Genomic DNA, 7,419 nt, shown 5'->3' on the forward strand with positions numbered 1-7,419 from the left:
CCTGGCTGACCGGGTGTTCGATGGGGTGGTGGGCTGCTACCGGGTTGGTGCGGGCCTCCACCTCCCCCGGCCCGCCGCCGCCGCGAAGCCGCGCGACGGCGGCGGCCGTGACCTGCCGGACCGCCTCCGGGTCCTGCCCGTCGACGACGACGGCCGGGATGCCGAACGCCTCGGCCCGTCCGGTGATGGTGCCGGCCACCGCGCCGGCCACCGGCATGGTGGTGGCGTAGCCGTTGTTCTCGCAGACCAGCAGCACCGGCACCCGCCAGAGCGCGGCCAGGTTGAACGCCTCCAGCAGCATCCCCTCGTTGACCGCGCCGTCACCGAAGAAGCTCGCCCCGACCACGGGGTTGCCGCGCTGCCGGTGCGCCCACACCGCGCCGGTGAGGATCGCCGGGGACGCCCCGACGATGGCGTTGGCGCCGAGCACCCCGATGGAGAGGTCCGCCGCGTGCATCGAGCCGCCCCGGCCCCGGTTCAGTCCGGTTTCCCGGCCGCACAGTTCGGCCATCATCCGGGCCGGGTCGGCACCCTTGGCGAGCACGTGGCCGTGCCCCCGGTGGGTGCCGGTGACCAGGTCCCCCGCGCCGAGCGCGGCGCACACGCCGGCGGCGATCCCCTCCTGACCGAGGTAGGGGTGGATGCCGCCGACGATGTGCCCGGAGCGGACCAGGGCGATGGCCCGCTCCTCGAACCGGCGGATCAGCCGTACGGTGCGGTAGAGCCGGGCCGGGTCGGCGTCGGTCACCTGTCGCGGCCCTCCTTGACGGCGGCGAGGATGTCGTCCCAGAGCTGGGCACGGGCGGTCAGCGCCAGGTTGACCGTGTCGGCGCACTCCTGCCACTTGACGTCGTCGTCGCCGCACAGGTCGGCGAGCATCTGCATCGCCATCGGGGTGTGCTGCTCGCCGTCGACCTCGATGTGCCGCTCCAGGTAGTCGACGAAGGTGTGCAGCCGGTTGCTGCGCTCGTTGACCGCGACGACCTGGGTGAACATGTCGGGGATCAGGTCCTCCCGGCCGAAGGCGAACGCGGCGGCCTGGCAGTGCACCGGCGTCGACTCGATGATCTTCCAGGTGGTGGCGGCGAACGCCCGCGACGCCTCGGGCACACCCGCCTCGACCAGCGCGTCGGTCACCGACGTGCCGCCGCGCAGCAGGTCGACCAGCCGGTCGACGGCGGTGGTGTCCGCGCCCGCCTCGCCCATCCCCCGCACGTACAGCTCGAAGTGGCTGATGTAGCCCTCGCCGAGCTCGTCGCTCTCCTCCACCATGACGATGTCGTTGATCAGCCGCCGGCTGCCGGTCGGCCCGGTGGGGATCCACGGCACCGTCACGCAGGTGAGCTGCCGCTGCAACGACTTCAGCAGGGACATGAAGTCCCAGACCGCGAAGACGTGGTGCTCCATGAAGGTGACCAACGCCTCGTGGGTGTCCAGGTTGGCGTAGAGCGGGTGCTTGACCACCACGTCGCGGCGGTCGGTCACCGCCTGCTCCAACCGCTCGATGCCCGGGTGCGTCTTACCCCAGTCGTACCGTGACATGTTCAGCCTCCCTGCTGGGCGCGATCGCGCCAGATGACCGGGCAGTAGTCGGGGTCCGCGTAGTCCGGCCGCCCGTCGTGGGTGCGGCGGACCAGCACGTCGTGGTTGTACGCGGCGAGGCTGCCGTCGGAGAGCGGGAACTCCCGGTAGGCGTTGTCGCCGTCCTGCAGGTGCAGCGAGATCGCCCGGCGCGGGCGTCCGCTGACGTTGGCGCCGCTGCCGTGGTAGGTGCGGCAGTGGTGGAAACTCATGTGTCCCTTGGGGATCACCATGGGGATCTTGCGGATCTGCGCGCCGTTGTGCGCCGCGTTCTCGGCCAGCATCTCCTCGAGCTGGTCGCGGTCCCGCTCGGCGAAGTGCCGCACGACGGTGTCGTCCGCGCCGGTCTCCGACCACCGGTGGGAGCCGTCGACCATGGTGATGGTGCCCATCTCCTCACCGCAGTCGTGGAACGGGATGAACGCGGTGAGCATCCGCTCCGACGACGAGGACGACCAGTAGTGCTTGTCGAAGTGCCAGGGCACGATGTTGGACGGCTCGCCCGAGATCGGCGGCTTGTAGATCAGCGTGGACTGGAAGATGCGGATCTCGTCGGCCCGGGCCAGCCGGGCGGCGACCGCGCCGATCAGCGGCTTGCGCAGGATCGCGGCGATCCCGTCGTGCTCGTGGTGGACGTAGTCGTTGTGCCGCTGCACCGGCCCCTTCGACGGGTCCCAGTAGGCCAGCTTCGGCGGGCGCACCGGCAGGGTGCGGTCCCGCTCACCGTCGTAGTAGCGGTCGGTGGCCGCGGTCAGGGCGTCCACCTCGTCGTCGGTGAGCAGCTTCTTGGACAGGTACCAGCCGTGCTCGGCGTAGTGGCGCACGTCCTCGTCGGACGGGAGCAGCGCCTCCTCCTCGGCGGTCAACGTCGGATGTGTCGTGGTCATGCACCTGCTCCTCATGCCGTGCCGGCCGCGACGGCGGGGGTCGCCCCCGCCACGGCCAACTCCCGTTCCTTGGCCTCGTAGAGGGCCCGGATGTTGCCGCTGCCGAAGGTGCGTGCCCCGCGCCGCTCGATGAGTTCGAGGAAGAGGGTGCGCCGCACGTGCATCGACTCGGTGAAGATCTGCAACAGCTGCCCGCCGTGGTCGGCGTCGACCAGGATGCTGAGGTCCCGCAGCCGGTCCAACGGCGCGTCGATCTTGCCGACCCGCTGCTCCAGGTCGTCGTAGTAGGCAGCCGGGGTGCCGGCGAAGCGCACCCCGCGGGCGCCGAGCGCGCCGACCGCGCCGACGATGTCGTCGGTGCGCAGCCCCAGGTGCTGCACCCCGGCCCCGTGGTGCTCACTGAGGAACTTGTCGATCTGGCCGGGACGCCGCCCGGCGTCCGGTTCCAGCAGCACCAGGGTGACCCGCCCGGAGGCGTCCTGCACCACCTTGGAGTTCATCGCCTGACCGGCGACCTCGATGTGCTCCTCGAAGATCTGCGCGAAGCCGAAGACCCGCTCGTAGAGCGACACGGTGTCGTCGAGCTGGCCGGGCGGCACGCAGACCGCCAGGTGGTCGATCTCGGCGAGCAGCCGGTCGTCGGTCCCGCCGGCCGGGGTCGCCTCGATCGCACCGGGCAGGAAGTCGGCCCGGTCGCCCCGGCGTTCCACCAGCCGGTGTAGCACGTCACCGAAGCCGCCCACCTCGGCGGTCACCACCTCGGCGTCCGCGCCGGTCCAGGTACGCGGCGGGGTCACCGGCGTCGCACCCCGGGCCACCAGCTCCGCGTACGCCCCGGCGGCGTCGCCGACCTCCACCGCCACGACCGCGATCCCGTCACCGTGCCGGGCCACGTACCCCGAGGCCGGGTGCTCGGCGGTGAGGCCGGTGGTCAGCACCATCCGGATGTCGGCCTGCCCCAGCAGCAGGGAGCGCTGCCCGACCAGCCCGGTCTCCGGCCCACCCTGCCCGAGCAGGGTGAAACCGACGGCGGTACCGAAATAGAAGGCCGCCTGCCGGGCGTCCCCCACGTACAGTTCAATGTGGTCTATTCCACGAATATCCATCTCTCCAGCCCTTCCCCATGTCCCCCCGTGACTGCCGTCCGGGCGCGTGCGGCCCGGGTCGCAGCGTCGATCACCTCCCCGGCTCGGCGGGCCGGGCGCCAGCCCCGGTGGTGCGCCGCAGCAGCAGGCTCACGTTCTGCCCGCCGAATCCGAAGGAGTTGGTGAGCGCGAATTCGGCCCGGCTCGCCCGGGGCACGTCGCGGACGTGGTCCGCCGGGCAGTCCGGGTCCGGGTCGTCCAGGTGGTACGTCGGCGGCAGCAGGCCGGCACTCAGTGCCAGCGCGCAGGCCGCCGCCTCCACCACCCCGGACGCGCCGAGCAGGTGCCCGGTGAGCGCCTTGGTGGAGCTGACCGGCACCCCGCCGACACCGAAGACCTTGCCCAGCGCGGTGCTCTCGGCGATGTCACCGAGTTTGGTGCCGGTGCCGTGGGCGTTGACGTAGCCGACCTCGGCCGGCGGGACGTCGGCGCGGGCCAGGGCGGCGCGCATGCAGTCGGCCGCCCCCTCCCCGTCGGGCCGGGGCATCGTCGGGTGGTGCGCGTCGGTGGTGCTGCCGTAGCCGGCCACCTCCGCGTACGTGCGGGCGCCCCGGGCGGCGGCGTGTCCGGCCCGTTCCAGCACCAGCAGGGCGGCCCCCTCGGCGAGCACGAACCCGTTGCGTCGCCGGTCGAAGGGGCGGCTCGCCTCGGTCGGGTCCGCCCAGCCCCGGGCCAGCGCGCGGGCGTTGCCGAAGGTGTCGGCGAAGGTCGGGAAGAGCGGCGCCTCGCTGGCCCCGCAGAGCACCACGTCGGCCTCGCCGGCCCGGATCAGCCGGGCCGCGTCGGCGACCGCCTGGGCCCCGGAGGCGCAGGCCGTGCCGACCGAGGAGCTGTAGCCGCGGATGCCGTGGGCGATGGCGATCCGCGCCGAGGCCATGTTCGGCAGGATGCCGGTCAGCAGGTACGGGCTGACGGCGGCCCGGCCCCGCTCGGTGCGGGCGATAACCTGCTGCTCCAGGGTGGACATGCCACCGACCCCGCCGACGACGACGCCGATCCGCGCCGGGTCGACGTCCCGCCCCACCGTGATACCGGCGTCGGCGAGCGCGTCGGCGGCGGTGAGCAGGGCGAACAGCACGACCCGGTCGAGCACCTTGGTCTCCGGGCCGGTGGCGACCGTCCGCGGGTCGATCGGCGGGAGCACCCCGGCGACCTCCAGCGACTCCCGGGCCGGGTGCCCCTCGGGCGGTCGGCCCAGCCCGGACCGGCCGGTGGTCAACGCGGTGAAGGTGTCGGCCACCCCTCGCCCGACGGGGCTGAACAGGCCCATGCCGGTGATGACGACGGTCATGACGACGACTCGGCGAGGTAGCGTTCCCGCAGCGCCACCTTGCGGACCTTGCCGGTGACGGTGACCGGGATGTCGTCGGCGCTCACCGGCACCACCCGGCGCAGGGTCGCCCCCACGTCCGCGCCGAGCGCGGCCCGGATCGTGGCGGTCCGGTCGACGCCTGGATCGGCCCCGGGGGCCAGTTCCAGCAGCACGTCGGTGGTGACCGTGTCGCCGTCGGCGACGATCAGCACGGTGCAGTCGGTGACGTCGGGGCAGGCGGCGAGGACGCGTTCCTCGGACAACGCGGTGAAGTAGCGCCGCCCGTCGGGCAGCGTCACCGAGTCGACGGCCCGGTCCAGGTGGTAGTAGCGGCCGTCGGCGTCGGCGTGGACCAGGTCGCCGGTGAGGTACCAGCCGCGCAGCCGGAACCGGTAGCTGGTGACCGAGTCGTTCCAGTAGCCCCGGAACAGCGACGGCGAGTCGATGCCGAGGAAACCCACCTGGCCGGGGGGCAGCTCGTTGCCCTCGGCGTCGAGGACGGCCACCCTGGCGAACCGGTAGGGCCGGCCCACGCAGCGGCCGTACCGGTCGGTGTCGGCGGTGTGCGTGATGTGGAACATCGAGTGCCCCATCTCGCTGGAGCCGAGGCCGTCGATGAAGACGGACCCGGGGACCCGGGTGACGCCCTGCCGGGTGACCACGTCCCGTGAGCCGACCGCGACGAGCCGGCGGACGTGCGGCTCGTGCGAGCAGTCGCCGGTGTTGAACCACAACCGCACCGAGTCCAGGTCGTACCCGCTCAGGTCGAAGCGGGCCAGCTCGGCCCAGGTCATCGAGAAGCCGAAGACCCCGTCGGGCCGCCACTGCTGGATGGCGTCGAGGACCCGTTCGCCGCCCTGCTCGGAGAGCAGGAACATCTCCGCCCGGTTGCCCAGCGCCTGGTTGACCATCAGCACCGTCGCGGTGTGCGGGGCGGGCAGCGCGTTGAGGATGCGGCGGGTGCCCTGCGCCTGCGGCATGGACAGCAGGTGCCGGGTGGCGGCGAAGAGGCTGGCGTGCGAGTGCAGCACCGCCTTGGGCACCCCGGTGGTGCCGGAGGTGTGGGTGATGACGATCGGGTCGTCGGGGTGGTGCCGGTAGTGGGCGGGCGACCGGGCCGGGTCGCCGGCGCCGGCCTCCGCCGGGGTACCGAGCAGGGGTACGCCCAGGTCGTGCCCGGCCAGCAGCTCGGTGTGCGCGGCGTCGGCGAGCACCCCGACGCCCCGCAGCCGGCGGATGTACTCGGCGGCGATCTCGGGGCGCAGCCTGCCGTTCATCAGCGCGGGGATCGCGCCGAGCCGGGTCAGCGCCAGGAAGCTCAGCACCATGTCGGCGGCGGCGGTGGCCCAGACGGCGACCGGGTCGCGGGGCTGCACCCCCCGGGCGTGCAGCCAGGCCGCCCGTGCGGCGACCCGTTCGTCGAGCTGCCCCAGGGTGAGCGGCTGCCCGGCGGGGTGCCCGTCGACCGGGGTGTCGAAGGTCAGCCCCGGCCCCTGTGGGTCAGCGCCGTGGGCCAGCACCCGGGCCAGCACGTTTCCCGCGCCGAGTTGCGGATCGGCGGCGAGCACCCCCCGCAGTCCCTTCGTCCTCATTGACTGTCTCCTCCCCCCAGCAGCACCGCGACCGCACCGGTGGGCGTCGCGTCGGGTGCCTCGTCGATCATGACCAGCAACGCCTCGTCGGTGTCGCCGTCGTACAGCAGCAGTTCCCCTTCGGCGATGGCGTCGGCCCGGGGGTCACCCGTCGGGCTCAGGCACACCACCGGCCCGGTCAGCCCCCACCGGGCGGCGACCTGCCCGGCGACGCTGTTGGGCACCGACTGGAAGAAGAACAGTGGACCGACCCGCCCCCCGGCGGCGACGGTCGACCGGACGTGCGTGGCGCTGGGCCGGTCACCGGCGGCGCTGACCAGCACCACCGCACACCGGCTGCCGGCCGCCGGCGGACCACCGGGCCGGCGGTCCAGGCAACGCCCGGCCACCGCCGCGACCAGCGGCGCGAACGGCGAGTGCAGGAACCCGGGCAGCGGCGGTGGTGGCCCGTCGCCCGGTTCCGGCCAGCGCGCCTGCGCCAGCACCCGGGGTGCGCCGTGACCGGCCGGACGGCCCGGGACGATCCCGGGTCCCGGGCCGCGCGTGCCGGTCACGGCGCACCCACCAGCAGGGCGGTGTTCGCGCCGCCGAAGGCGGCGTTGAGGCTGAGGGCGTACCGGCTGGTCACCGGGCGGGGCGCGGCGGTGACCACGTCCAGCGGGCAGGCCGGGTCGGGGCCGAGCCAGCCGGCGTTGACCGGCAGCTTGCCGTGCCCCAGGGCCGCCACGGTGACCACCAGTTCGAGCAGGCCGGACGCCTCCAACGCGTGCCCGTGCAGCGCCTTGGTGGAGCTGACCGGCACCTGCCCCGCCCCCCCCCCCACGGGCCCCCCGAGCGGCGGCGCCTCGGAGGCGTGCCGGCACCCGGGTGCCGTGGGGGTGGCGGTGACGGAGCCCGCCCCC

Annotated in this window: 7 protein-coding genes and 1 pseudogene; all 8 read right to left on the reverse strand. The window is 73.7% G+C overall.

What is annotated here, in order from left to right; genetic code table 11:
• Positions 1-748: thiamine pyrophosphate-dependent dehydrogenase E1 component subunit alpha (locus tag ACOJTC_RS28525; RefSeq protein WP_420119208.1), on the reverse strand; the 748-nt coding region annotated here is incomplete at its 3' end.
• Entirely contained in the window at positions 745-1,542 is a 798-nt protein-coding gene (locus ACOJTC_RS28530; protein WP_088647713.1) for a DUF3050 domain-containing protein, read from the reverse strand. The genes ACOJTC_RS28525 and ACOJTC_RS28530, both read right to left, overlap by 4 nt.
• Before the next feature lie 2 nt (positions 1,543-1,544).
• Positions 1,545-2,468: a phytanoyl-CoA dioxygenase family protein gene (locus tag ACOJTC_RS28535; RefSeq protein WP_204922917.1), complete on the reverse strand. Its 924-nt coding sequence runs from the start codon at positions 2,466-2,468 to the stop codon at positions 1,545-1,547.
• Positions 2,469-2,479: 11 nt separating this feature from the next.
• Entirely contained in the window at positions 2,480-3,574 is a 1,095-nt protein-coding gene (gene hppD / locus ACOJTC_RS28540; protein ID WP_420119209.1) for a 4-hydroxyphenylpyruvate dioxygenase, read from the reverse strand.
• A 70-nt stretch (positions 3,575-3,644) separates the two neighbouring features.
• Positions 3,645-4,904 carry a beta-ketoacyl-[acyl-carrier-protein] synthase family protein gene (locus tag ACOJTC_RS28545; protein ID WP_420119210.1) on the reverse strand — a complete coding sequence of 420 codons (1,260 nt, stop codon included), beginning with the start codon at positions 4,902-4,904 and terminating at the stop codon, positions 3,645-3,647.
• Positions 4,901-6,517 (reverse strand): class I adenylate-forming enzyme family protein, encoded by a 1,617-nt coding sequence (locus ACOJTC_RS28550; protein WP_420119211.1) that lies wholly within the window; start codon positions 6,515-6,517, stop codon positions 4,901-4,903. The genes ACOJTC_RS28545 and ACOJTC_RS28550 overlap by 4 nt, the downstream gene beginning before the upstream one ends.
• A complete protein-coding gene (locus ACOJTC_RS28555; protein WP_420119212.1) occupies positions 6,514-7,041 on the reverse strand; it encodes a beta-ketoacyl synthase chain length factor in 528 nt (175 codons plus the stop codon). Before ACOJTC_RS28555 ends, ACOJTC_RS28550 begins: the two co-directional genes overlap by 4 nt.
• A 26-nt stretch (positions 7,042-7,067) precedes the next feature.
• Positions 7,068-7,419: pseudogene (locus ACOJTC_RS28560) on the reverse strand (beta-ketoacyl-[acyl-carrier-protein] synthase family protein); the annotation flags it as partial.

Origin of the sequence: Micromonospora sp., assembly GCF_048594385.1 — a bacterium.
Lineage (GTDB): Bacteria > Actinomycetota > Actinomycetes > Mycobacteriales > Micromonosporaceae > Micromonospora > Micromonospora wenchangensis.

Bases quoted from the DNA above. Each gene is read 5' to 3' on its own strand.
- ACOJTC_RS28530 (WP_088647713.1), bottom strand. From the start codon at position 1,542: ATGTCACGGTACGACTGGGGTAAGACGCACCCGGGCATCGAGCGGTTG.
- ACOJTC_RS28545 (WP_420119210.1), bottom strand. From the start codon at position 4,904: ATGACCGTCGTCATCACCGGCATGGGCCTGTTCAGCCCCGTCGGGCGA.
- ACOJTC_RS28535 (WP_204922917.1), bottom strand. From the start codon at position 2,468: ATGACCACGACACATCCGACGTTGACCGCCGAGGAGGAGGCGCTGCTC.
- hppD (WP_420119209.1), bottom strand. From the start codon at position 3,574: ATGGATATTCGTGGAATAGACCACATTGAACTGTACGTGGGGGACGCC.
- ACOJTC_RS28550 (WP_420119211.1), bottom strand. From the start codon at position 6,517: ATGAGGACGAAGGGACTGCGGGGGGTGCTCGCCGCCGATCCGCAACTC.